Below are 23,198 nucleotides of genomic sequence, written 5' to 3'. Positions count from 1 at the left end.
TCACCAACTACGTCGCCAGATCACTGCTGGAATCAGGCGGATTCAGACCGAAACTACACTCTCAATTCTGAAGAGCCGGTATTACGCTGCTTTTGCCGGTCTCAGCGGCTACGCTTGAGGCGCAGAGTCAAAATCTGGAAGGGTCGCAGGGCAAGCTTGATCGAGCCCACCCCGCCGTCGTCCGTGGGAGTCACGGTAAGGGACCCAACCTCGTACGGCTGTTCCAGCAGATTGTTCTCCGCGACCGAGGCCACGAGGAATGACGCCGAGAGCGACACCGAGGCACGGGCCCCGAGGGGTTCGTAGAGCCGGACCATGACGTCGCCGCTACGGTCGTCCGCCAGCTTGACGGACTCGATCAACGCGGACTGCGAATTCGTGCTGATGAGTGGTTCGACGGCGGCGCCATCGGCAGGCACGCCGCGCCACGGCAGGTTCATGGCATAGCCCTCCGCCACGGCGTCCGCCACATCGGCACCCACCACCAAGCCGTACGTGAAGGAATGCGGCCCCTGGTCCGTTTCCGGATCGGGGAAGCGGGGCCCGCGCAGCAGCGACAGACGTACCGTAGTGAAGCTGGACCCGTTGCTGCCCGGGTGGCGCGACACATCATGCCCGTAGGTGGAGTCGTTGATGACGGCCGCACCGAAACCGGGCTCACCCACGTGAACCCAGCGGTGCGCACACACCTCAAAGCGGGCGTTGTCCCAGGAGGTATTCTCATGCGTGGCGCGCTGGATGTGCCCGTACTGGGTCTCAAAGCGGGCATGGTCGGCGTGCACATCGAGCGGGAATGCGGCCTTGAGCAGGGTCTCCTGCTCGCGCCAATCGACGTCGTTGTGAACCGTGATCACCTTGGAGTCCGGGGTGATGCGCACGCGCTGTGTGAGGTGCGACTTCCGGAAGCTGCGCTTGATGGTGATCTCCGCGAGGCCCTCGCCCACGGACACCTCCAGCGAATCGAGCTCGCGCAGGTCCGTGACAGTGTTCTTGTAAAACTCGTCAATGTCCCAGGCGTCCCACATATTCGGGAAATCCGCATGGAGCTGTAGCAGGTTGGCGCCCTGCCCCGCCGGCACCAGCTCGCGCTGTGCCGTCACATCCACAATGGAGCTGATGACGCCGTCGGCGCCGAAACGCACGGTGATGAGCCCGTTATGGACGACGACGTCGCTTCCGTCATGGTCCACCGTCACCTCGGTGGTGTGTGGGGCAGCGACGCCAGCGCTGAAGGGGGCGATGCCGCGGCGCGGGTATGGGGAGGCGTTGAAGAGAGTGGAGTTCGCGAGATCCTGCTCCGAGCCGGGATCGAGCGGTTCGGCCGACGGTGCCAGCGCGAGCAGCGCCGGGCTGATGATTTCCTCGAGGTCGGTGGCAATCCGGGCGTAGCTTTCTGCCGCTTCTCGGTGCACCCATGCGATCGAGGAGCCGGGCAAGATGTCGTGGAACTGGTTGAGCAGCACCAGCTTCCAGATTCGGTCGAGCTCCTCGTAGGGATACTCGATGAGCCCGCGTGCGGCGGCCGTGGCGCTCCACAGCTCGGCCTCGCGCAGGAGGTGTTCGCTGCGACGGTTGCCCTGCTTTGTCAGGGCCTGCGAGGTGTACGTGCCGCGATGTAGCTCCAGGTAGAGTTCTCCCTTCCATACGGGTGCGTTGGGATACTCGGCCTCGGCGGCGGTAAAGAATTCCGCGGGGCTTTGGATCGTGACCTGCGCGGAGCCTTCTAAGTTCTTGGTGCGTTCCGCCCGGGCCAACATTTCACGAGTGGGTCCGCCTCCGCCATCGCCCCAGCCAAAGGGGACGAGGGAATTCTTGGCCGCGCCCTTGTCTCGGAAGTTCGTGACGGCATGCGCCAATTCCTGTCCGGAGAGCTGCGCGTTGTAGGTATCGGCTGGTGGGAAATGGGTGAAGACGCGGGTGCCGTCGATGCCCTCCCAGTTAAAGGTGTGGTGCGGGAACTTGTTGACGGTGTTCCACGAGATCTTTTGCGTGAGGAACCACTTGGCGCCAGCTTGTTTCACAATCTGCGGCAGCGAAGCAGAGTACCCAAAAGAGTCTGGCAACCAGACTTCCTGGCACTCGATACCGAAGTTTTCGCGGAAGAAGCGCTGGCCGTAGCTGAATTGTCGGGCCATGGCCTCCGAGCCCACCATATTGGTGTCCGATTCCACCCACATGCCGCCCACGGGGATAAATCGGCCCTCGGCCACGGCGGCCTTGACCCGCGCGAACACCTCGGGGCGGTGTTCCCTGAGCCATTCGTATTGTTGTGCGGAGGACATGGCGAACTGGAACGCGGGATTTTCATCCAAGAGGTTGACCATATTGGAGGCGGTACGAGCCACCTTGCGCACCGTCTCACGCACGGGCCACAGCCAGGCCGAATCGATGTGGGCGTGCCCAATAGCCGTAATTTGGTGGGCACTGGCGTTGGCCGGCTGCGCCAAAACCTCCACAAGTTGGGCGCGCGCCGCGGCAGCCGTGCCAGGTATGTCGGTGAGGGATACGGCGTCGAGCGCGCGCTCTATCGCGTAGAGAATATCCCAGCGGCGCGGATTGCCCAGATCCAGCTCATTTTGCAGCTGATCGAGCACCTCAAAGTCTTGGACAAGTTCCCAGACCTCGGAGTTGAAAATATTGATATCGGCCCGGACCATGATGTAGCGCGGGGCGTCGCCAGCGGTGAATTTCTCACCCAATTGCGTGGGGATGAAGGGGTTGTCGGTGAAGACAAAGGGGTTCGCCGCGGCCTCGACGTAGAGGTCGATCGTTTCGCCGCCCCGCGCCTCGGCCGCCACCGGAACCCATGTGTTGAGCGGGTTGAGCGCCTTGACGGTGCTGCCATCGGGGCGATAGACGAGACCCTCAGCCTGGAATCCGGCCCATGATTGGCTGAAGCCCAGGTCCACCACGAGCTCCACCTTCTGGCCGCGCGCCTCGGGCGGAACCGTGCCGCTCACATGAATCCAGCTGGTGCCCCACGCCGGTCCCCACGGCTCACCCAGGGCAAAGGGGACGAACTCGGCGGAACCATCGAGCGCAACGGCCGGGGCAACTGGCTCGCCCTGTCCGCCGTCCACATGCCATGCCGTCAAAGTCAGCGGAGCCACAGGAGTGTGGATGGCTGGGATGATCCGCTCCGTCAGAACTCGTTTGAGTCGATTTTGGATCAGGCCGTGTTTGTCATGCATGTGCAGGACCTTCCTGGAACAGGTGGCAGAGGGGCTCAACGGCCAGTCTAGTGTGACGGTTGGGCCCGCGCTGGGAGGAGCGCGATTCCTGCCCGTGGCCGGGATTCCCTAGAGTGGAATCATGACGACATCACTGCAGCCGGCCCCCGGCGGATCCCACGGCTTTGCCACCGATCAGTTTGCCCCGGTCCGGGAGCTTTTTGATTCCATGCTCGACGCCGATCCTCGCTATAGCGCGCAGCTGGCCGTTTACGTTGCGGGACGTAAAGTGATCGACCTCGTGGGTGGGCCCGATGTTGCCCCGGATTCACTAACGGGTGTGTTCTCCTGCTCCAAGGGGGTCTCGGCGCTCGCCTTCAGCCTGCTGGTGCAGGACGGCGTCATTGATCTCGACGCCACGGTGGCCACGTACTGGCCCGAATTTGACCAACACGGCAAGGGTGCCGTGACGGTGCGTCAGCTGCTCTCGCATCAGGCCGGTCTGGTGGGTGTGCAGGGCGGCTTCGCCATGGAGGATTACAACGACCTTCCGGCGGTCGCGGATCGATTGGCGTCCATGGCGCCGATGTGGCGCCCTGGCAACGGCACTTTTGGTTACCACGCGCTCACGATGGGGGTCTTCCTCGAGGAGCTGTGCCGCCGCGCCACCGGCCTGCGCCTGCAAGATGTTTACGACAGCCGGATCCGCGTGCCGTATGCGGCCGATATGTTCCTCGGCTTGCCCGAATCGGAAGAGTCGCGCTTCCGCTCGGTGTTGTTTGACGAAACACCCGCGCCGGCCTTCTTTGACCCGCATTCCATCGCCGGTGTTGCCGGTAATGTGCAGGCCGGAAACCTTCTGGGACTGCCCAACATCCGCAGTGTCCGCGCGGCCGGAAGCTGCAGCGGTGCCGGAGTTGGCTCCGCCGACGGCCTGGCCCGCGTGTACGCCGGAGCCACGACGGGCATCGATGGTTTGCCGCCCTACCTGAGCCCGGAAACCATCGCGCTCATGAGCCAGGAACAGGTATGGGGCCTAGACCGGGTCTTTTGCGAGATGAGCTCCTTCGCCGTGACCTTCATGAAAGCTAATCCGCGCATGGATTTTGGCAGCGCTGAGGCGTTCGGGCACGACGGCGCCAATGCGGCTCTGGGATTCGCGGACCCGCTGTACGGGGTTGGCTTTGGCTACGTCCCGGCCTGGAACGAGGAAGGCGGCACGGCGAGCCGCAGCATGCAGCTCAGTGCCGCCGTTCGAAAAGTTCTCTTGAATTCGTAGAGCCGGAGTCGCGGCATCAATAGTGGCTAAGATGAGATAGCCCTCGGATCGGGAGGGCCCGCCCGATACGTGAGGCAAGAACCATGCGAAAAACCTTAGGGCGCATTGCGGCGCTGACACTGACAACTGTCCTTGTAGTTTCAGGAGCGGGCCCGGCGCTTGCGGAGGTTGCGGCGCCGACCGCTACCCTCACGCCTCCAGCACCAGCGCCCGCAACGGCCACCCCGGCGCCCGTGACCGCCACCGCGACGCCGCCCACGCCCAAGCCGGTGCCGAAGTCAGCCGCGGCTACCGCTCCTGTGACTATTCCGGTGCCTGGCCCGCCGGTCACCGTCACCCCGACAGCTGTAGTTCCTGCGCCCGGCAGCCTGACTGCCGCGCCCGGGCTTGCCGCCGCCACCGTCAGTGACGCCTATCTTGCCCAGGTTCTGGCACTGGCCAACAAGGTTCGGGTCGCCAACGGGGCCGGATCGTTACTCTGGAACACCAAAATAGCCTCCGGGTCGCAGCAGTGGGCGGCCACCATCAATGCACGGGTCAACAACGACACTGTTGACATGAACAGGCTCCATAGAAGCGATGCCGGGCTCTCCATCCTGCCCGCGGGCGCAGACATGTATTCGGAGATCATCGGCATCAATAATTCTCCTCAAGACATTATTAACTGGTGGATGGGCTCCCCAGCCCACAAGGCCGCCTTGCTGGACAAACGGGCCACGGACATTGGCATGGGACAAGTCAAAACCACCAAGGCCGGCTGGGGTGGGATGACCGTCGTGGTGGCCAACCTGGCCGGATATGCCTCCTCCCGTCCAGTACAGCCTCAACCCGCTCCGGTTCCAGTGGCCAACAATGGCGATGTGGCCGCCGTGGACACGGCCGGGAACCTCTTCATTTACCCATCAGCCAAGGGCGGGGACCTCTGGCAGCGGCGGTTCATCTCGGCTGGCTGGTCCGGTGTTCAGCAGGTGGACGTTGTCGATTTCAACGCTGACGGTAGGCAGGACATCGTGGCTAAATGGAAGGACGGCCGCCTGACCCTTAGCTATGGGCAGAGTAACGGAACCCTTGCCGCGGCGTTGAAGATCGGCACGGGATGGGGCTCCTACGACATCATCGCCACCAAATGGCGCAGCGCCGACAAATTCCCTGGGATTGTCGCCAAGAACCGCACTACCGGGGAACTGTTCTACTACCCTTCGGTAAACGGCAGCGCGTTGTCCGCGCGGACGCGTATCGGAGTGGGGTGGGGAGCGCTGACGATCCTCGCCGCCGACTTTGACGGGGACGGTCGCACCGATATCCTCGCCCGAAACGCGCTCGGGAAATTATTGCTCTATCGGGGCAATGGCACCGGAGGATTCATCAGCGAGACCCGCAAGCAGATCGGCACCGGATGGAGCTCTATGACGCATCTGTCCGGGATCGTGAACCATCTTGGCGGAAACGCTGCGGGGATCTTGGCTCGCGACAGCTCCGGAAACTTGCTGCACTATCCGATCCTCAAGGGCAGTTTTGGTAGTCCGCCCCGGATCGGTACGGGTGGCTGGGACACGCTGCTGCTGGGAAGCTGACAGCCCCTACCGCTTAAATGATGCGCGTTATTTCAGCTGGGCAAGAGCCTCGGGAATGGCGCGGTGGAATGTGGGGTATGCGTAGATCATTGTCTTCAGCGTTGCTACGGGAATGCGCGCATGGACGGCCAAGGCCAATGCGGACAGGACCTCCCCGCCGGCCGGGCCCACAGAGGTGGCTCCTACTAGCACGCCGGTTTTGGTGTCCTCAATGATCTTGATGAAGCCTTGATTTCCGGCTCCATGGATCCAACCGCGCGTGGCTGCGGCGACGTCCGTGTAGCCAACCCTGATGCTCAGTCCTGTGTCCCGGGCCTGTTGTTCCGTCAGCCCGACGGCGCCGATCTCCGGATCGGTGAACGTCACGTTGGGTACGGCGTGGGATTCGGTGGTGCCCCTGTCGGGCTGCTTCGCATGCCGGGCGAGAATATGGCCGGCGACGATGTTGCCCTGATACATGGACATGTGGGTGAACGCGCCGGCGCCCGCGGCGTCACCAATGAGGTACAGCCCGTCGGTAAGTTGCAGTTGGCCGTCGATGGTTGGGGCGGTTTTGCCGTCCCAGTCGATGCCTGCCTTCGCCAGATTCAGGGGCTGCAGCGCCGGCGTGCGACCCGTGGCGACGAGGAACTTTTCGGCGGAAAGCTGGGAAACGGAGGCGCCGCCAGCGGCAGGCCCAGACATCTTTAGGCGGAACTTGTCGCTCGAATGCGTAACTGCCGTGATTTCCCTGTTGCGCAGGATCTTGATCCCCTCGCTGCGGAAGACTCGGGCCAACAGCTCGCCGGCCTCCGGTTCCTCCCGCGTTAACAGCGAGGATCCACGCAACACCATGGTCACCTTGGTGCCGAATCTGGTGAACGCCTGAGCCAGCTCAACGGCGATGGGGCCGCCACCCAAAATGGCCAGAGATTTCGGTGCAGATTCGGCCTTGACTGCTTCCCTATTGGTCCAGAAGGGCGTGTTTGTTAGCCCCGGGATGTCGGGAACCGTCGGATTGGTGCCAGGGTTCAGCACTACCGCCAGGCGGGCACGGAAGGTGAACTCACCGCCGTCGGACGTCAAAACAGTGACCTCACGCGGACCGGTGAGCCGTCCGGTGCCCCGCACCAGACGCCCGCCCTTGTCGGTGAAGCGCTTGGCGGCGACAGTATCGTCCCAGTTATCCGTGGCCTCGGAACGGATGCGCCGCGCGACGGTGGAGAAGTCTGGGGTGAGCTGCACATCGCCGGCGAGCTCTGGAACCCGCAGCGCCTCGGCCACCACATTCCCGGCACGGATCATCATTTTGGACGGGACGCAGCCGTAGTAGGGGCATTCGCCACCCACCAGCCCGGACTCCACCCCCACGACGCTTAGGCCGGCTGAAGCCAGTTCCCCGGCCACCGACTCGCCCCCAGGGCCCATTCCGAGCACAACAACATCGACAGCATCCGCACCGGTCATGGAAAACTCCTTACTTGGTGATGCCCTTGTCCTTGAGCCACGCCGTTGCGGCAGCCTTAGGATCCATCTTTTGATCGCCTTCAACCTGGGTACGCAAGGCGATCAGGTCCTCCGTGGTGAGCTGCTTGGAGACATTGTTGAGGGCGGTGGTTCCGGCAGCGCTGAGTTTGTCGGTCTTGATGACGGGTACGACCTGCTGGGCGCCGATCAGGCCCTTGGGATCCTCCAAAACGACCAACTTGTTCGCGGTGATTTCCGGTGATGTGGTGAAGATGTCGGCAATCTGGACTTCATCGTTGAGCAGGGCCTTGAGGTTGAGGGCCTCACTGCTGGCGCTGAAGGGAACGAAGCTCTTCGGCACGCAGTTGTAGAGGCTTTTCAGCCCAGGCAGGCCGTAGGGGCGGGTCGAGAATTCCGACGGCGCGGCGAGCGTCAGCTCGGCACAGACAGGTGCCAGGTCTTCGATGGACGTCAGTTTGTACTTGGCTGCCGTTTCCGCGGTCACCACAATGGCGTCCTTGTCCTCTGCTGAGGAGGCCTCCAAGGCGCTCAGCCCTGCCGGCATTTTGCCCGGAAGAGCGGCCAAGATACCAGGACCGTCAACGACCGTGTTGCTGCTGTCGAGGTAGCCCAACAGATTGCCCGTGTATTCCGGCACCACGTCGATGGAACCATCTTCAAGGGCCTTCATATACACCTCACGGGCACCAATGTTCAGCTTGGTGCTGGCTTTCAGACCTGCTGCATTGAGGGCGCCGGCGTAAATTTCGGCCAGGATGGCATTCTCGGGGAAGTTGGCCGAGCCAACCACCACCGCGTCTCCACTGGCGGCTGCGCCGTCCGAGCTAGCTGCTCCGAGCGGATCTGCACCGCCACACGCCGTGACGGCAAGGGCCACCGAAAGCCCGGCTGCAGCACCAAGGAAAGCGCGGCGAGTGGACAAAAAATTCTTGCTCATGGGTTAATCTCCTGTAGTTCTGGGAACCGCTATGAAATCGATGGGAGAACAGGTGTGTCCTGCTCTGGGGCTGCTCTGGCGGCCCGCAGTCCCGGTGAAACCACAAGGCGCTGCAGCACGGCCAGCAATCCGTCAATACCGATGGCCAGAACGGCAATCACCACGGCGCCGCCTAGTACCTGACCGTAATCCTGTACTGCCAGACCGTCAATGATGTACCGGCCCAGCCCGCCGAGGCTGATGAACGCTACCACCGCAACGGTGGAAAGTACCTGCAGCACGGCCGACCTCAGCCCACCCAGCATGACAGCCAGCCCGTTGGGCACTTCCACGCCAAAAAGGATTTGCTGCTCGGTCATGCCCATGCTGCGCGCTGCGTCCACAATCTCCCGGTCCACCGCCGCGATCCCGGCGTACGTACCGGTCAGAATCGGCGGCACCGCCAGCAGCACCAACGACCAAATGGCCGGCATCAGCGACAGTGAAGAGGAAGCAAGCAGGGCAAACAAGGTCATGATGCCCAGTGTGGGCAGGGCCCGGAGCATGCCAGCCAGGGAAACGACGACGGCGCGTCCCCGGCCTGTGTGCCCAACGTACAGCCCAATTGGGACGGCAATAGCGACGGAGATCAGCAGGGTCAGTCCGGAGTAGCCGAGATGTTCCAGGATCCGGACGGGCACGCTCAGGGGGCCGTGCCAATTCAACGGGTCGGTCAGCCACTGCCAGCCTTGGCTAAAGGGGTCCGTGCTTGAGTAGGTGGTGGCTGGCTGTGCGGTGAATGGAAGAGTCAAGATGAGGGCACTCATGCTGGCACCGCCGTCGAGCGAGGCGTTGCCGATATTGATTTTCCGGTGCGTAGCCAGGGCGTCAACAGCCTCTGCAAGAGGATCAACACCACATCCATGAACAATGCCAGCAGCAGGGTGCCCACAATACCCACCACAATCTCGGTGGGGAAATTGCGCTGCAGCCCGTCCGTGAACAGGAATCCAAGGCTGGGAATACCCAGCAGTGAACCTACCGTCACGAGGGAGATATTACTGACGGAGATGACGCGCAGCCCCGCAAAAAGAACGGGAAGGGACAGCGGAAGATCGACGCTCAAGAATCGCTGCAGTGGCTGATATCCCATGGCCGTGGCGGATTGCCGGAGCGTATCATCCACCGAGTTCAGTGCGTCAAGGGTGGACCTGACTAGAAGTGCCACGGCGTAGATCGTCAGGGCCACGATAATGTTTGTGAAATCCAGGATCTTGGTTCCGAGAATGGAGGGCAAGATCACGAACAAGGCCAGCGAGGGGACCGTGAACAGCAGCGACCCCGCAGAGAGGATGATGCCGCTGGCCACCTTGTTCACGCGCGCCAGTTGCGCCAAAGGAACGGCGATGATGACGCTCAGCACCAGCGGCACCACGGCCTGGATCAAGTGGTAGCCCGTCAGGTTGAGCACCTGAGGCAGATTGGCCAGGAACCACTGCATCAGCCGCGGCCTTCCCGCGTTGAATCGATGGCCGCAAGAACATCTGAGGCCTTGATGACCCCGGTAACCTGGCCCTCGGCGTCCACGGCAACGCCCAACCCAGAAGGCGAGGATAGCGCAGCATCCAAGGCGTTGCGAAGCGGATCGCCAGCGCGGAACAGTGACCCGCCGGGGATCAAGATTTCAGGGTTGGTGTCCGAGCCGGTGCGCGGGGCGAGCCAGCCCAGCGGCTGGTTGCGGGCGTCCACTGCCAGAACCCAACCTGGCGTGCCGGAATCGCGGGAGGTGGCGGCAGCAGCGTCGTCGTCCGGCTGGAGAAGGCCGTCCCAGAGCGTGGTCGGGGCCGAATGAATCGGTACGGACTCACCTGAACTGAAGGAGAGCCGCCGGAAGCCACGATCGCGGCCCACAAAATTGGCCACAAAGTCATCAACAGGGGCGCGGAGAATTTCCTCCGGCGGAGCGTACTGAGCCACGCGCCTGCCCACGGCAAAAACGGCCACCCGGTCACCGAGGATGGTGGCCTCGTCAATATCATGGGTGACGAAAATGATGGTCTTGGCTAGCTCGCGCTGGAGCCGCAGTAATTCCTGCTGGAGCTCGGCCCGGACCACGGGATCCACCGCTGAGAAGGGCTCGTCCATGAGTAGGACCGGCGGATCGGCGGCCAGCGCCCGGGCCACACCCACACGCTGCTGCTGCCCGCCGGAAAGCTGGTTGGGATAGCGCCGGGCCATCGATTCGGGCAGGCCCACTGTCTGCAACAACTCGAGGGATCGCTTGCGGGCCTGTGCGCGCGGCACCTTGTTTAGCCGCAGCACGGTTGAAATGTTCTCGAGCACCGTCCGGTGTGGCAGCAGCCCGGCCTGTTGCATGACGTAGCCCATGGAGCGACGCAGCTCGTGGGCTGGGATGGTGCTGACGTCGCGCCCACCAATGGTGATGGTGCCGGAGGTGGGTTCCACCATGCGGTTGATCATGCGCAGCGACGTGGTTTTGCCGCAGCCCGATGGGCCCACGAACACGGTGATCTTGCCGCTTTCAATATTGAGATTGAGGTTGTCAACAGCCGGCTGCCCCGTTTGATAGACCTTGCTGACGCCGCGGAATTCCACCGTGGCGCCGCCGTCCTGCCCCGCGAATTCTCGCGCTGAGGTACTGCTGGGCTGTGCTGTGACGGTGGAGTCTTGGGCCGTCATCGGTTGGTCCTCACTGTGGCTGGCGTTCTTGTGGATCGTTCAGCTGCTGCCTGTTGATCATAGGCAGGCTACATTTGCTGCGTAAAGCGCATTGCAAGGTGAGTCGGGTGTCCTAGGGTGGAGCCATGGACACAAACGCCACGGCAGAGACCGACTTCAGCACCAAGGGCATTTACGTGACAGGTGACGAATATACCCGGGATACCAACTACATCGAAACACGGATTACGCGCGACGGCGAAGATGGCTATCCCGTGGAGGCCGGGCGTTACCGCCTGGTGGTTTCCCGCGTCTGCCCGTGGGCGCACCGCTCCACGATTGTTCGCCGCCTGCTAGGACTTGAGGAAGTCATCTCGATCGGTGTGTGCGGCCCAACCCACGACGTGCGCTCTTGGACCTTTGATCTGGATGAGGGCGGTGTTGACCCCGTATTGGGGATTGAACGCCTGCAGGAGGCGTACTTCAAGCGCACCCCCAACTACCCGCGCGGCATCACGGTTCCGGCCGTCGTGGATGTGCCCAGCGGTGCCGTTGTGACGAATAATTTCCCACAAATCACGCTGGACTTCTCCACCGAGTGGAGCGAATTTCACCGCGAGGGCGCCCCGGATCTTTACCCTGAGGCGTTGCGCGAGGAGATGGCCCCGGTCATGAAGCGCATCTTCACCGAGGTCAACAATGGCGTGTACCGCTGCGGTTTTGCGGGCAGTCAGGAATCCTACGATGCCGCCTACGACAGGCTGTTCATTGCTCTCGACTGGTTGGAGGAGCGCCTCGCAACGCAGCGCTTCCTCATGGGCAACACCATCACCGAGGCCGATGTTCGCCTCTTCGCCACCTTGGTCCGCTTCGACGCCGTCTACCACGGTCATTTCAAGTGCAACCGGAACAAACTCAGCGAAATGCCGGTCCTCTGGGCGTACGCGCGTGACCTCTTCCAGACCCCCGGCTTTGGTGACACCGTGAACTTTGAGCAGATCAAGAAGCATTACTACGTGGTCCACGAGGATCTCAACCCCACGCAGATCATCCCCAAGGGCCCGGATACTTCGGGATGGACGACGGCGCACGGCCGCGAGTCATTCGGTGGGAACCCCTTCGGAAACGGAACGGCCCCCACGCGTCCGGTGGACGCCTGAGGGCCGTAATAGCGGTATTGCGTGGGGATTAGCCGACGATCTTCAAGCCTGTGTTCCAGTTGAAGGTCTCGAATGTCGGGTTGGCCTGCAAGGTCATGACCAGGAACTGGAAACCTTCCAGCTCACGTGAGCGCTTGAGAGCGCCAACCACGAGGGGGCGCATGCCGCCGTCGGATACGAGAGAAGCAACTGCTGCCGTGGCTTCGGCGTTGTCGCCGGCGATGAAGCCATCCAGGATCTGACCTTCGGTTTCTCCGGCGATCAAGGCGCCGGCAAAGGTGGTGTTGAAGGCCTTGACAACGTTTCCGGGGGTCAGGGCTGCGATTTCTTCGGCCGCTGAGGTGCCGGGAGCCACCACGAGGGAATCAAAGGTTTCAAAGTTCACGGGGTTCGTGATGTCAACGATGGTCTTGCCAGCGAGAGCGTCGCCGTAGGCGGAAACAATCTCCTTGGCGGCATCGAACGGGACAGCCAAAACGACGATGTCGCCGGTGGGAGCCTGTCCGACCGTGCCGGAGGTGACGTTACTGCCGAGCTCTGCGGCAACTGCGGCCGCCTTGCCGGCGTCACGGTTCAGGAGCTCAACTTTACGTCCAGCGGCAAGCGCCCGTGCTGCAATGCCACGTGCCATGTTTCCGGTACCGACGATGGTGATGATATTCATGATGGTCCTGCTTTCATTTCGTAAATGGCTGGAAGTCTTTTACTTGAAGCTACAACTAAAGACTAAATCTTTTTGATTGAAGTGTCAAGTAAAAGTTTTGGGAACTCTGCCGCATGCTGCGAATCGTGAAAAGATGGCGCAATGACTGAGTTGGAGCCGCGCTGGTTGAGCGCTGATGAACGAGCCGCCTGGTTGGCGCTGCTATCCACGACGACCTTGCTGCCCGGAGCGCTGGAATCTCCCCTCCAGCAGGCTGCCAAGCTGTCCCTGTTTGAATACAATGTCCTGGCTATGCTCTCCGAAGAAGCGGGCGCAACACTGCCCATGAGTGAGCTCGCGGCCCGCACGAGTGCGTCTCTCTCACGGCTTTCGCACGTTGTGAAAAAGCTGCAGGGGCGCGGATATGTCGAGCGATCCGTCCATGTGGACGATGCCCGCGTCACGGAGGTGACCATCACCGCCGTCGGACTTGACCTCATTCGCAAGCTGGCGCCGCTGCATGTGGAATGCGTGCGCACCTCGGTCTTCGATCAGCTTGATGCCAAGGATGTGAAGGATCTGGCGCGCATTGGCAGCAAGATTATTCGCGGCCTGGACGAGTCTCATTGGACCCTGCGCCCCCAGCATCCCTAGCTAAATGTGAGATTGCTCATATAACTAATAGGGCAGTGAAATGTTTCCTAATGGCATTTAATGCCGTAACGTAGCTAAGGCTTGCCTAAGCGAGGTGAGCCTTAGTCGTGGGTCATCGTTAGGAATTGCAGTGGAATTTTCGCGTCGTCAGTCGTTGAAGTTGGGCTTGTTCGCATCGGTTGCGGCACTGGGTGTTGGTTTGGCGGGCTGCTCAACAGGAGCCGTGGGGGATTCAGCCTCGACGAGTGCGCAGGATTCCAGCGACACCTTCCCCGTGACCGTGAAGCACATTTACGGCGAAACCGTCATCAACGCCGCCCCGGTGCGCGTAGCCACGGTGTCGTGGGTCAATGACGATGTTGCCATCGCCCTGGGTGTCATCCCGGTGGGCATGCCCAAGAACGAATGGGGCGGCAATGCGCAGGGCTCGACCGCTTGGAAAGACGCCGCCTTGGACAAGGCCGGCGCGGCGATCGGCTCCGACAAGGCTCCGGCTCAATACTCCGAGAATGATGGCATTAACTTCACCGAGATCGCCAAGACCACCCCGGACATTATCCTCGCCGCCTACTCGGGCCTGACGCAGGAAGATTACGACAAGCTCAGCAAGATTGCCCCTGTTGTAGCCTTCCCGGAGACCGCCTACGGCACCTCGTGGCAGGATTCCACCACCTTGATTGGCGCCGCGCTGGGCAAGTCCGCAGCCGCCAAGGAGCTCATCACCGCCACGGAGAAGACCATCGCGGAGCAGGCAGCCAAGTACCCCTCCATCAAGGGAAAGACGTTCATCTACGGCAACCTGGAGCCGGCCAAGAGCGACGGCGTCAACGTTTACCTGTCCGGCGACAACCGTCCCAAGTTCCTCAGCAGCATCGGCATGACCCTGGCTCCCGTCGTGGTTGAAGCCGAAAAGGCCACCAAGGAGTTCTACCTCCCCTGGTCCGCCGAAAAGGCCAATGAGCTGGATTCGCAGGTCTTTGTCAGCTGGGTTCCGGACAACCAGACCAAGGACGCCATTGCCAAGGATCCTTTGTTGGGCCAGATCCCGGCCGTCAAGAGCGGCGCCTTTGTGGCCGACAGCGACGAGATGCTGACCCTGGCCATTTCGGCATCCTCACCCTTGAGCCTGCCGTGGGCCCTCGACGCCTTCCTGCCGCAGCTGGCAGAAGCCGCGGACAAGGTCTAAGAGATCACCATGAACAGCACGCTAGCTCTCGCGAAGGAGAGTGCGACGCCGATAACGGCAGCGCGCTCTCCTCTCGTGTGGCTTGTGGTGCTGTCGGCAGCCCTAGTTTTAGTGATGTTGTTGTCTCTCGCGGTAGGTGCGCGCAGCATTCCGTTGCCGACTGTCGTGGACGCCATCATGAATTTTGACGCGGCCAACGGCGATCATGCCGTCGTGGCCTCGCGGATGGTGCGCACCATGGCTGGCCTCGTTGTGGGCCTTTCATTGGGTTTGGCCGGAACGTCAATGCAGGGTGTGGCGAGAAATCCGCTGGCCGATCCGGGCATTCTTGGCATCAATGCCGGAGCCTCGCTGGCTGTTGTGGCCGGGATCTTTTTCCTCGGCGCCGCCAGCGTTTCCAGCTACCTGTGGTTTGCCTTCATCGGCAGTGCCGTGGCCGCCGTCGTGGTGTATTTGGTGGCGAGTCTGGGCCGCAGCGGGGCAACTCCGGTGAAACTGGCTCTTGCGGGTGCCGCAATGGCCGCCGGCATGGGCTCGCTCATGAGTGCCATGCTCGTCATGAGCCAGAGCTCACTGGAACTGTTCCGCAGCTGGCAGGTGGGTGCGCTGGCCGGAAAGTCGTGGGAGTCCATTGGTGCGGTGCTGCCCTTCGTGCTGCTTGGCGCCGTGATTTTGCTGTGCACCGGGCGACTTCTGAACACCTTGGCCTTGGGCGATGACATGGCTCGCGGACTGGGTCAGCGACCGGGGCTGGGGCGAGCCATTTCCGCCCTTGGCATCGTGTTGTTGTGTGGTTCGGCGACGGCGCTGGCCGGTCCTATCGGCTTCATCGGGTTGGTGGTCCCGCACCTCCTGCGAGGTTTGGTGGGTTCCGATTACCGCTGGTTGCTTCCGCTCTCGCTCATCGCCGCCCCGGTGGTTCTCCTGTTGGCCGATGTAGTAGGGCGCGTGATCCTGCTTCCCGGCGAGGTTCCGGCCGGCATCCTGGCCGCCATGATGGGCGCCCCGGTCTTTATCGCCGTGGTGCGCCGCGGAAAGAAGGCGGAACTATGAGTGCCGTCATGACCGGCACCTGGGTGCGCCAACAGCGGAAGGCTCCGCGCCGCCGTCGAACATTGTTAACTGCGGGCCTGGGCCTACTCGTATTTGCCCTGCTCGCGGTCAATATCTTGCTGGGCAGCTACACCGTCACGATCCCCGATTTCTTCGCCATGCTGGGCGGCAAGACCATCCCCGGTGCGAGCTTCATCGTCATGGAGAACAAGCTCCCGCAGGCCCTTTTGGGATTGCTGGCCGGCGCCTCCTTCGGCATGGCCGGCGCCATTTTTCAGTCTATGCTGCGCAATCCGTTGGCCAGTCCGGACGTCATCGGCATCAGCTACGGCGCCAGTGCCACCGCCGTTGCAGCCATGGTGATCTTTGGGGTGCGCGGTGCGGGTGTCTCCGTCGCGGCGATCATTGGGGCGCTGCTCGTGGCCCTGCTCATCACGGGCTTAGCCCGCGGGCGCGGCGGCACCGGGCTGATCTTGATTGGCATCGGCGCGGCCGCCTTCATGCAGGCCGCCGTCACGTTTCTGCTCTCGCGCGCCGACATCAACAACGCCCAGGAAGTCTTGGTGTGGTTGACGGGATCGCTGAATTCGGCCAACTGGGAACGCGTCACGATCCTGGCCGTGGCCCTTGTCGTGTTGCTGCCACTGATCGCCGGAGGATCGCGCGATCTGCGCGGCCTGGCCTTGGGTGATGACACGGCCGCCGGGCTTGGCTTCAACGTCTCGCGCGCCCGCCTGCTGCTGACCATTCTGGGTGTCTTGTTGGCCGCGCTGCCTACCGCTGCGGCCGGCCCCATTTCCTTCGTGGCCTTCCTCTCGGGCCCCATTGCTAAACGCCTTAATGGGGGAGTGGCCAGTCTGCCGCTGTCGGCCCTGGTGGGTGCCGCGATTGTTTTGGCCGGTAATTTCACGGCCGTCAATGCCATCCCGGGAACCTCGTTACCCGTGGGGGTCGTCACGGGTGCGCTGGGTGCTCCCTTCCTGCTGTGGCTTCTCATCTCTTCTAACCGTGCGAATCAAGGAGGCTGACATGAGCGCAACAGCTGCGAATTCTGCCGCGACACTTTCCGCCCACACGCTGACTCTGGGCTACGGTGACCGCGCCATCGTGGACGAGCTCACCGTGGAACTTCCCGCAGGAAAGGTGACCATCATTGTGGGAGCCAACGCCTGCGGCAAGTCCACCTTGCTCCGTGGTCTGGCCAGGCTACTCAAGCCAAGTTCCGGCGTCGTGCATCTGAACGGGACGGACATCCATAGGATGCCCACCCGCGAATTGGCGCGAGAACTGGGTATCCTGCCGCAGACCCCCGTGGCGCCCGACGGCATCACCGTCGCGGACCTGGTGGGGCGCGGCCGCAGCCCGCATCAAGGCTGGTTCCGGCAGTGGACCCCGGCCGACGATGACGCCGTGGCCGCCGCGCTGAATGTCACCGGGACGGCCGAATTGGCCGGGCGCAGCATCGACGAGCTCTCCGGCGGGCAGCGGCAGCGTGTCTGGATTGCCATGGCTCTCGCGCAGGAGACCGATGTGCTGTTGCTCGATGAGCCCACGACCTACCTGGATCTGGCGCATCAGGTGGAGGTGCTGGATGTGGTCTCGGAGCTCAACGCGCGGCGCGGCATCACGGTGGCGATTGTCTTGCACGATCTAAACCTGGCCGCGCGCTACGCCGATCACCTGATCGCCATGAGATCCGGCTCCATCGTGGCCCAGGGTGCGCCCGGCGAGGTCTTGACGGCCGAGTTGGTGCAGACCGTCTTTGGCTTGGAATCGGTGGTCGTTCCGGACCCTGTTGTGGGCACACCCATGGTGGTGCCAATCGGCCGGCGTGCGGCGCAACTGGCCGATGCGGCGGCCACGAAATTTTCAGACGATGCAGCGGTCTTGAGCCCTGCTGTTGAAGGAGTGCAAGCATGAGTTCCGTAACCCTAGACAACGTATCCGCTGTGTCGAACCTCGACGACGATCCCGTCAAGCCCATGCGGGCCTTTGAGCTACGCGTCAGTGCCGTGCAGCAGCTGAGCGAGCACTTCCGCCGCATCACCCTGACCGGGCCTGACCTTGCGCTCTTTGGTTCCAATGCCGCCGGGGAAACGCTGGATCTGCGCGTCAAGGTCATGATTCCTTCTCCGGGTCATGCCTTGCCGGAATTGAGCAATATTCGTGGTTCGCTGCAGGACGATTGGTACCAAGGTTGGTTGGCCGTGGACGAGGCTGTCCGCGGTGTCATGCGAACCTATACGGTGCGAGCCTTGCGTCCTGCCGTTCCCGCGGTAGGCGATCAGGCAGCCATCCCGGCTGAGCTGGACATTGACTTTGTGTTGCACTTAGACGGCGGCTCCGGTCCGGCAGCCCAATGGGCCGCGTCGGCGCAGCCGGGGGATGCCTTGATGCTGGTTGGCCCCTGCGCACGCTGGGGTGATTGCCTCGGCATTGAATTTGCGCCGGGCGACTCGGAGCGCTTGTTGCTCGTGGGGGATGAGACGGCCGTTCCCGCCATCGCCGCCATCTTGGAAACCCTCCCGGCCCATGTCAGCGGACATGCCGTGCTGGAGGTCCCGACTAAGGCCGATTTCCTTGACATTTCTACTCCTGCCGACATGGAAATTCGCTGGTTAGCCCGGGATGCGGCGGCTCATGGCGTTGAGCTATCCCGCCAGGTGCGTGCCTTGGTTATTCCGGCAGCCTGCGATGTGGGCGAGGAGCCCGAGGACGTCGACGTTGACGCCACGATTTTGTGGGAAACTCCGATGGCGTCGGCCGGCCACGGACTATATGCGTGGATCGCGGGGGAGGCGGCCACGATTCGAGATCTGCGCCGTTACCTCGTGCGTGACGTCGGCATGGATCGCAATGCGGTGGCCTTCATGGGCTATTGGCGCAAGGGTCAGGCGCTGTCCTAAAAAATTCTCGTCCCGAATTGCTGACAGGGCGGCGGGGCCGGAGCATAATTTCAGTCATCACCTTCGTGAGTCTCATCCGTACCAATTCGGGAGCACCGTCATGACTGTACGTCTCAACCCTTACCTCAACTTTCGCGAGAACGCGCGGGAGGCCATGGAGTTTTATCACTCCGTCTTTGGTGGCACGCTGGAGCTGAGCAGCTACGGAGAGTCTGGCGTCTTTAATGATCCGGCCGAAGCGGAGAAGGTCATGCACGCCATGCTCACGGGCGACAATGGCGTGGTGCTCATGGGATCCGATGTGCCCGCGTCGATGGAATCTGGCCCGAATTCCAACATCTCGCTTTCCGGTGACGACGATGCCGTGCTGCGTGGCTGGTGGGACAAGCTGTCCGATGGGGCAACGATCGCCGAGCAGCTGACCAAGGCTCCGTGGGGTGACACCTTCGGGATGCTGGTTGACAAGTTTGGCGTGCCTTGGATGGTCAATATCGCCGGGGAACCCCAGGCGTAGACCCCTTCTGCGTTGACTCAGCAGATCACGCCCCTAAACCACAAGCTTAAGGGCGTGATCTGACGGGTCAACGAAGGGAACCGGAAGGGCGGGTCCGTTAGTCGCGGAGTTGGGCCAGAATCCTGGCCAACTCGGCGCGATCTTCGCCGCCCAGGCGGCTGAAGTACTCATTGGACTTGTCGCGCCGTCCCGCGCTGATGTCGGCGAAGAGCTGGCGACCGGCCTCCGTGGCCACAATCAAGGTGGCGCGCCTGTCCGTGGGATCCGGTTCACGGCAGACGAGTCCCTTAGCCTCCAGTTGATCCACGACCTCGGTCGCCGAACGTGGTGCAATACGCAGCCGCTCGGCCAGGTCCTTGAGTCGAATATCGCAAGGCGCGGCATCTGGGCGGCGCCGCAACAACGTCATGAGGGCCCGCCACTGATGGGGAGTAATCTCCCAGGGGGCTAATTGCTCCGCCCAGGTTCGGCGCAATCCACGGAAGGCGGCGTGGAAGAGTTCGCCAAGGTCTGGTGCTTCATCGTGGGAGGCCATAAACACATCATACTAAACTTGACGGGCAACCACATAGTGAGGTAACCTCTGTATTACTTGGTGCGATGCCCGCACCCCGCACACCATTGGAGGTGGCGCCCATGACGGAGAACATCCTTAAACAAAAACCAGGCCGTGACAATTCCGGCTCCTCAGATCACAGCGGCCGTGGACCGGCCCGCATTAAGCCCGCCGACAAGGCTCAAATCCAGCGTCACCCCGTGAGTTTAAAGCGCGTTGTCGCGTTATTTGCACCGCATAAGGTGACCATTGCCGTCGTCGTGCTTCTCATCAGCGCATCCAGTATTATCAGCCTGGCGCAACCCTTCCTCATCCGTGGCATTATCGACACGGCCCTGCCCAACAAGGACGTCCCGATGCTGGCCTGGCTGGCCGGCGCCATGATCGCGGTCGCCGCCGCAACCGCCCTGATTGGGGTGGTGCAGACGTGGATGACCACCTCGATGGGGCAGCGGATCATGCACACCTTACGCACACGGCTCTTCACGCATCTGCAGAAGCAATCGCTCGCCTTTTTCACCCGGACCCGCAGCGGCGAGGTGCAATCGCGCCTGAACAACGACATTTCCGGCATGCAATCCGTCATCACCTCAACGGCAACCGGCGTGGCCTCGAACGTCACCACGGCCGTCGCCACAGCGGTCGCCATGGTGGTCCTGTCACCGAAACTGGCGCTGCTGTCCCTCATCGTGATCCCGCCTGCCGTCTGGTTCTCCCGCCGCGTGGCCTTGCTGCGCCGCGACATCACCTCCACCATGCAGGCCGAGCTAGCCACCATGAACACCTACGTCGAGGAGGGGCTGAGCATCTCCGGCGTCCGGCTCGCGAAAACTCTCGGCACCACTGACCGCGACGCCACCCGCTACACGGAAAGTTCCGAACGCCTCATTGGGCTGGAACTGCGCTCGCAGCTGGCCGGTCGCTGGCGCATGGCCACCATGGGTATCATCTTTTCCGCCATCCCGGCGCTGATTTACTTCGCCGGCGGACTGCCCGGAAATACCATGAGCATCGGTACCATCGTGGCGTTCACGGCGCTGCAGGCCACCATTTTCCGCCCCATCATGGGATTGCTGAACCTCGGCGTCCAGTGGGTCACGGCCATGGCGCTGTTTAGCCGCATTTTTGAATACCTGGACCTGGTCCCCGACATCACGGCTCCGGCCGACCCGGTGGCGCTTGAGCCGTCCACGGTGCGTGGCGAGGTCCGCTTTGAGAATGTCCATTTCGCGTACGACGACGGGCCCGACGTTTTGGGCGGCATCAACCTCACGCTTCCCTCAGGTACCACCACCGCCGTGGTTGGTCCCACCGGTTCCGGCAAGTCCACGCTCGGCGCCCTGCTGCCGCGATTGCACGACGTCACCTCCGGCCGGGTCACGATCGACGGTGTTGACGTCCGAGATATTGCTCCCGAGGTGCTGGCTCGTATGGTGGGCGTGGTGTCGCAGGAGAGCTATTTGGTCCATGCTTCCATCCGTGAAAATCTCTTGCTCGCGGCGCCCGGCGCCGACGACGCAACGCTGTGGCAGGCTCTGGCTTCTGCACAGATCGCAGACCTTGTGGCCGGCCTGCCCGAGGGTCTGGAAACCCTGGTGGGTGCCCGCGGCCACCGCTTCTCCGGCGGCGAGCAGCAGCGCTTGGCCATTGCCCGCACCATCTTGCGTAATCCGCGCGTGCTAGTTCTGGATGAAGCCACCTCTGCCTTGGATAACACCACGGAGGCGGCCGTGCAGTTGGCCCTGGACCATCTGGCCGTTGGCCGCACCACGCTGACCATCGCCCACCGACTCTCCACCGTGGAGGACGCCGATCAGCTCGCCGTGCTCAGTGGCGGTTTGCTCGCCGAGGTAGGCACACCGTCCGATCTCAAGGATGCCGGCGGCGCCTATGCCGCCCTCCGTGAGGCCCGCGAGGAAGAACACACCGAAGCGCAGGAGTTGCCGTCAAGTAAGCGGCGCGGCTCCAGTCAGCGTGAATTCTCCGGACGGCGTTAGTTGGCCGCTCGTCGAGAGACCAGCAAGGTACTCACGGCCAGCACGGCGGCCACCCCAAACGCCATGACGTAGGCGGTCTCGCCCGACGTGAGTAGCGCGGCAAAGACGGCGCCGACAATGCTCAAGGCCGTCGCCGTCAGCAGTGTCTCGCTCAATTGCAGCGCTGAAGCGTTGGTGCCTTGCTCGCTGCGGGAGGACTGCCCCAGAACCACCACGGATTGCGTGGGGTAGGCCATGCCAATGCCAAATCCAGCGGCGGCCCACCCCAGCCACGCAATCCAGACAGGCCAGCCCGGAAGCAAGACCAGCGCCGAAATCAGCAGGCCAAGCGTCATCAAGAGGGCACCCCAGCGCACGCATTGCCGCGGCTGCAGAGTGCCCCGCGCCGAAAGCCACGCGCCAACGGCCCACGTCACGCCACCCACCGTGAGTGACAGCCCCGCAAGCCAGGCCGGCAAATGCCGCTGATCGATCATGAACAGCGGCAAATAAACATCCGCGATCGTGAAACCAGTTCCCATGAGCCCGCGCATGAGGATGAGTGCGGGCAGCCCCCGGGCCGCCCGCCACGTGCCTTGTGGCAACAAAATATTCACGGCGACGGCCAGAAGTACAACGGCGATCCCCAGTTGGGCGGGCCACCACGGCTGGGTGCGGGTCCCGGCGTCGCTCATCATGAGTACCGCGAGTGCCGCGATCAAGCCCCACAGGGGTTTCACCCATAGTCGGCGTGCCGCGGCCTTTGCGGGATCTTCCAGCGACTCCGGATCAACGGCCTGGTTCATGGAGGTTCCTCGGCTGCCTCGCAGCAGGAGCACCATGGCCACGATCGCCAAGACGGGAACCGTGGCGAATACCCAGCGCCAGCCAAAGTGTTCCGTGACGAGGCCGCTCAAGGCGGGGCCCACGACCGATGGCAGCAGCCAGGCCATGGCAAGGGCGCCAAACATTTTGGGACGGATATGGGCAGGAAAAACCCGTGCAATGGCAACATACAGGGCCACCCCGTCCAGTCCTGATCCCAATCCGGTGATCGCACGCCCGCCCACGAGCAGTTCCATGGTGGGTGCCGCCGCGGACAGCAACATGCCCACAACATAGATGCCCACCCCCAGAAGGAGTGGTTTCTGCGGGCCGGATCTATCGATCCACAGCGCGGCGAGTGACATCGAAACCACAGAGGTGGCCATCGTGATACCAAAGGCCAAACCGTAGAGCGGTAGGCCATTGAGTTCATTGGCCGCAGCCGGCATGGCCGTGGTGATGGCCGCCGTCGAATAAGCCACCATGAAGGCCAAGCCGAAAAATCCAAGGGTGGCGCCGCGATACTGGGCGGCCCAAATGCTCGTGGGGGCGTTCACGCGGGGCAAGGGTGGAACGAAGTCATAGGATTAGCCTAGTTAACATTTGGCGGAGAAATGACCGCCGAAAGAGTCGGCCGGCG

20 protein-coding genes are annotated in these 23,198 nt (G+C 62.6%); 11 read left to right on the top strand and 9 right to left on the bottom strand.

The genetic code is table 11. The annotated features are described in order from the left end of the window. Positions 1-101: 101 nt before the first annotated feature. Positions 102-3,191, bottom strand: coding sequence for an alpha-mannosidase (locus CVS30_RS07845; RefSeq protein ID WP_110484762.1), 3,090 nt, complete (start codon positions 3,189-3,191; stop codon positions 102-104). A gap of 121 nt (positions 3,192-3,312) precedes the next feature. On the opposite strand from CVS30_RS07845, the gene CVS30_RS07840 reads away from it, so the two are divergent. Both CVS30_RS07840 and CVS30_RS07835 read left to right on the top strand, forming a co-directional pair. After that, positions 3,313-4,449: a serine hydrolase domain-containing protein gene (locus CVS30_RS07840; RefSeq protein ID WP_110484761.1), complete on the top strand. Its 1,137-nt coding sequence runs from the start codon at positions 3,313-3,315 to the stop codon at positions 4,447-4,449. A gap of 83 nt (positions 4,450-4,532) precedes the next feature. After that, the gene (locus CVS30_RS07835; RefSeq protein ID WP_110484760.1) at positions 4,533-6,023 is read left to right on the top strand and encodes an FG-GAP-like repeat-containing protein; all 1,491 of its coding nucleotides are present in this window, start codon (positions 4,533-4,535) and stop codon (positions 6,021-6,023) included. Positions 6,024-6,050: 27 nt separating this feature from the next. Here CVS30_RS07835 and CVS30_RS07830 read toward each other — a convergent pair whose 3' ends face one another. From CVS30_RS07830 to CVS30_RS07810, 5 genes are read right to left on the bottom strand one after another with little or no spacing between them, the layout of a single operon-like run. After that, a complete protein-coding gene (locus CVS30_RS07830) occupies positions 6,051-7,469 on the bottom strand; it encodes a dihydrolipoyl dehydrogenase family protein (protein ID WP_110484759.1) in 1,419 nt (472 codons plus the stop codon). Between the two features lie 10 nt (positions 7,470-7,479). Then, entirely contained in the window at positions 7,480-8,427 is a 948-nt protein-coding gene (locus tag CVS30_RS07825; protein ID WP_110484758.1) for an ABC transporter substrate-binding protein, read from the bottom strand. A gap of 29 nt (positions 8,428-8,456) precedes the next feature. Further along, entirely contained in the window at positions 8,457-9,233 is a 777-nt protein-coding gene (locus CVS30_RS07820; RefSeq protein WP_110484757.1) for an ABC transporter permease, read from the bottom strand. Next, positions 9,230-9,907 carry an ABC transporter permease gene (locus tag CVS30_RS07815; protein ID WP_110484756.1) on the bottom strand — a complete coding sequence of 226 codons (678 nt, stop codon included), beginning with the start codon at positions 9,905-9,907 and terminating at the stop codon, positions 9,230-9,232. Before CVS30_RS07815 ends, CVS30_RS07820 begins: the two co-directional genes overlap by 4 nt. Next, positions 9,907-11,106: an ABC transporter ATP-binding protein gene (locus CVS30_RS07810; protein ID WP_110484755.1), complete on the bottom strand. Its 1,200-nt coding sequence runs from the start codon at positions 11,104-11,106 to the stop codon at positions 9,907-9,909. Before CVS30_RS07810 ends, CVS30_RS07815 begins: the two co-directional genes overlap by 1 nt. Positions 11,107-11,231: 125 nt before the next feature. Between CVS30_RS07810 and CVS30_RS07805 the strand changes: the two genes are divergently transcribed. Further along, complete coding sequence (locus CVS30_RS07805) at positions 11,232-12,245, top strand: glutathione S-transferase family protein (protein ID WP_110484754.1); 1,014 nt, start codon at positions 11,232-11,234, stop codon at positions 12,243-12,245. Positions 12,246-12,273: 28 nt separating this feature from the next. Here CVS30_RS07805 and CVS30_RS07800 read toward each other — a convergent pair whose 3' ends face one another. Then, positions 12,274-12,909 carry an NADPH-dependent F420 reductase gene (locus CVS30_RS07800; protein ID WP_110484753.1) on the bottom strand — a complete coding sequence of 212 codons (636 nt, stop codon included), beginning with the start codon at positions 12,907-12,909 and terminating at the stop codon, positions 12,274-12,276. A 141-nt stretch (positions 12,910-13,050) separates the two neighbouring features. On the opposite strand from CVS30_RS07800, the gene CVS30_RS07795 reads away from it, so the two are divergent. The 7 genes from CVS30_RS07795 (at position 13,051) to CVS30_RS07765 (ending at position 19,201) form a co-directional block, all read left to right on the top strand. Next, entirely contained in the window at positions 13,051-13,542 is a 492-nt protein-coding gene (locus CVS30_RS07795; RefSeq protein ID WP_110484752.1) for a MarR family winged helix-turn-helix transcriptional regulator, read from the top strand. Positions 13,543-13,672: 130 nt separating this feature from the next. Then, positions 13,673-14,728: an iron-siderophore ABC transporter substrate-binding protein gene (locus tag CVS30_RS07790; protein ID WP_245934486.1), complete on the top strand. Its 1,056-nt coding sequence runs from the start codon at positions 13,673-13,675 to the stop codon at positions 14,726-14,728. Between the two features lie 9 nt (positions 14,729-14,737). Next, complete coding sequence (locus CVS30_RS07785; RefSeq protein WP_181419723.1) at positions 14,738-15,781, top strand: FecCD family ABC transporter permease; 1,044 nt, start codon at positions 14,738-14,740, stop codon at positions 15,779-15,781. Continuing rightward, positions 15,778-16,809 (top strand): FecCD family ABC transporter permease, encoded by a 1,032-nt coding sequence (locus CVS30_RS07780; protein ID WP_245934485.1) that lies wholly within the window; start codon positions 15,778-15,780, stop codon positions 16,807-16,809. Before CVS30_RS07785 ends, CVS30_RS07780 begins: the two co-directional genes overlap by 4 nt. A 1-nt stretch (position 16,810) precedes the next feature. Next, positions 16,811-17,701, top strand: coding sequence for an ABC transporter ATP-binding protein (locus tag CVS30_RS07775; protein WP_110484750.1), 891 nt, complete (start codon positions 16,811-16,813; stop codon positions 17,699-17,701). After that, positions 17,698-18,687, top strand: coding sequence for a siderophore-interacting protein (locus tag CVS30_RS07770; RefSeq protein ID WP_110484749.1), 990 nt, complete (start codon positions 17,698-17,700; stop codon positions 18,685-18,687). The genes CVS30_RS07775 and CVS30_RS07770 overlap by 4 nt, the downstream gene beginning before the upstream one ends. A 100-nt stretch (positions 18,688-18,787) precedes the next feature. After that, on the top strand, positions 18,788-19,201 hold the full coding sequence (locus CVS30_RS07765) for a VOC family protein (protein ID WP_110484748.1): 414 nt from the start codon (positions 18,788-18,790) through the stop codon (positions 19,199-19,201). Positions 19,202-19,298: 97 nt separating this feature from the next. Here the strand turns inward: CVS30_RS07765 and CVS30_RS18405 are convergent, their stop codons facing one another. Further along, on the bottom strand, positions 19,299-19,736 hold the full coding sequence (locus CVS30_RS18405; RefSeq protein ID WP_110484747.1) for a MarR family winged helix-turn-helix transcriptional regulator: 438 nt from the start codon (positions 19,734-19,736) through the stop codon (positions 19,299-19,301). 101 nt (positions 19,737-19,837) lie between these two features. Here CVS30_RS18405 and CVS30_RS07755 point away from each other — a divergent pair, with 101 nt between their 5' ends. Then, the gene (locus tag CVS30_RS07755; RefSeq protein WP_245934484.1) at positions 19,838-21,754 is read left to right on the top strand and encodes an ABC transporter ATP-binding protein; all 1,917 of its coding nucleotides are present in this window, start codon (positions 19,838-19,840) and stop codon (positions 21,752-21,754) included. Here CVS30_RS07755 and CVS30_RS07750 read toward each other — a convergent pair. After that, positions 21,751-23,115 (bottom strand): MFS transporter, encoded by a 1,365-nt coding sequence (locus CVS30_RS07750; protein ID WP_110484745.1) that lies wholly within the window; start codon positions 23,113-23,115, stop codon positions 21,751-21,753. The two genes, CVS30_RS07755 and CVS30_RS07750, sit on opposite strands and share 4 nt — an antisense overlap. Positions 23,116-23,198 lie beyond the last annotated feature (83 nt).

The sequence above is a fragment of the Arthrobacter psychrolactophilus genome, assembly GCF_003219795.1.
GTDB classification, from domain to species: domain Bacteria; phylum Actinomycetota; class Actinomycetes; order Actinomycetales; family Micrococcaceae; genus Specibacter; species Specibacter psychrolactophilus.
This window is presented reverse-complemented; position numbering and strand designations above follow the sequence as displayed.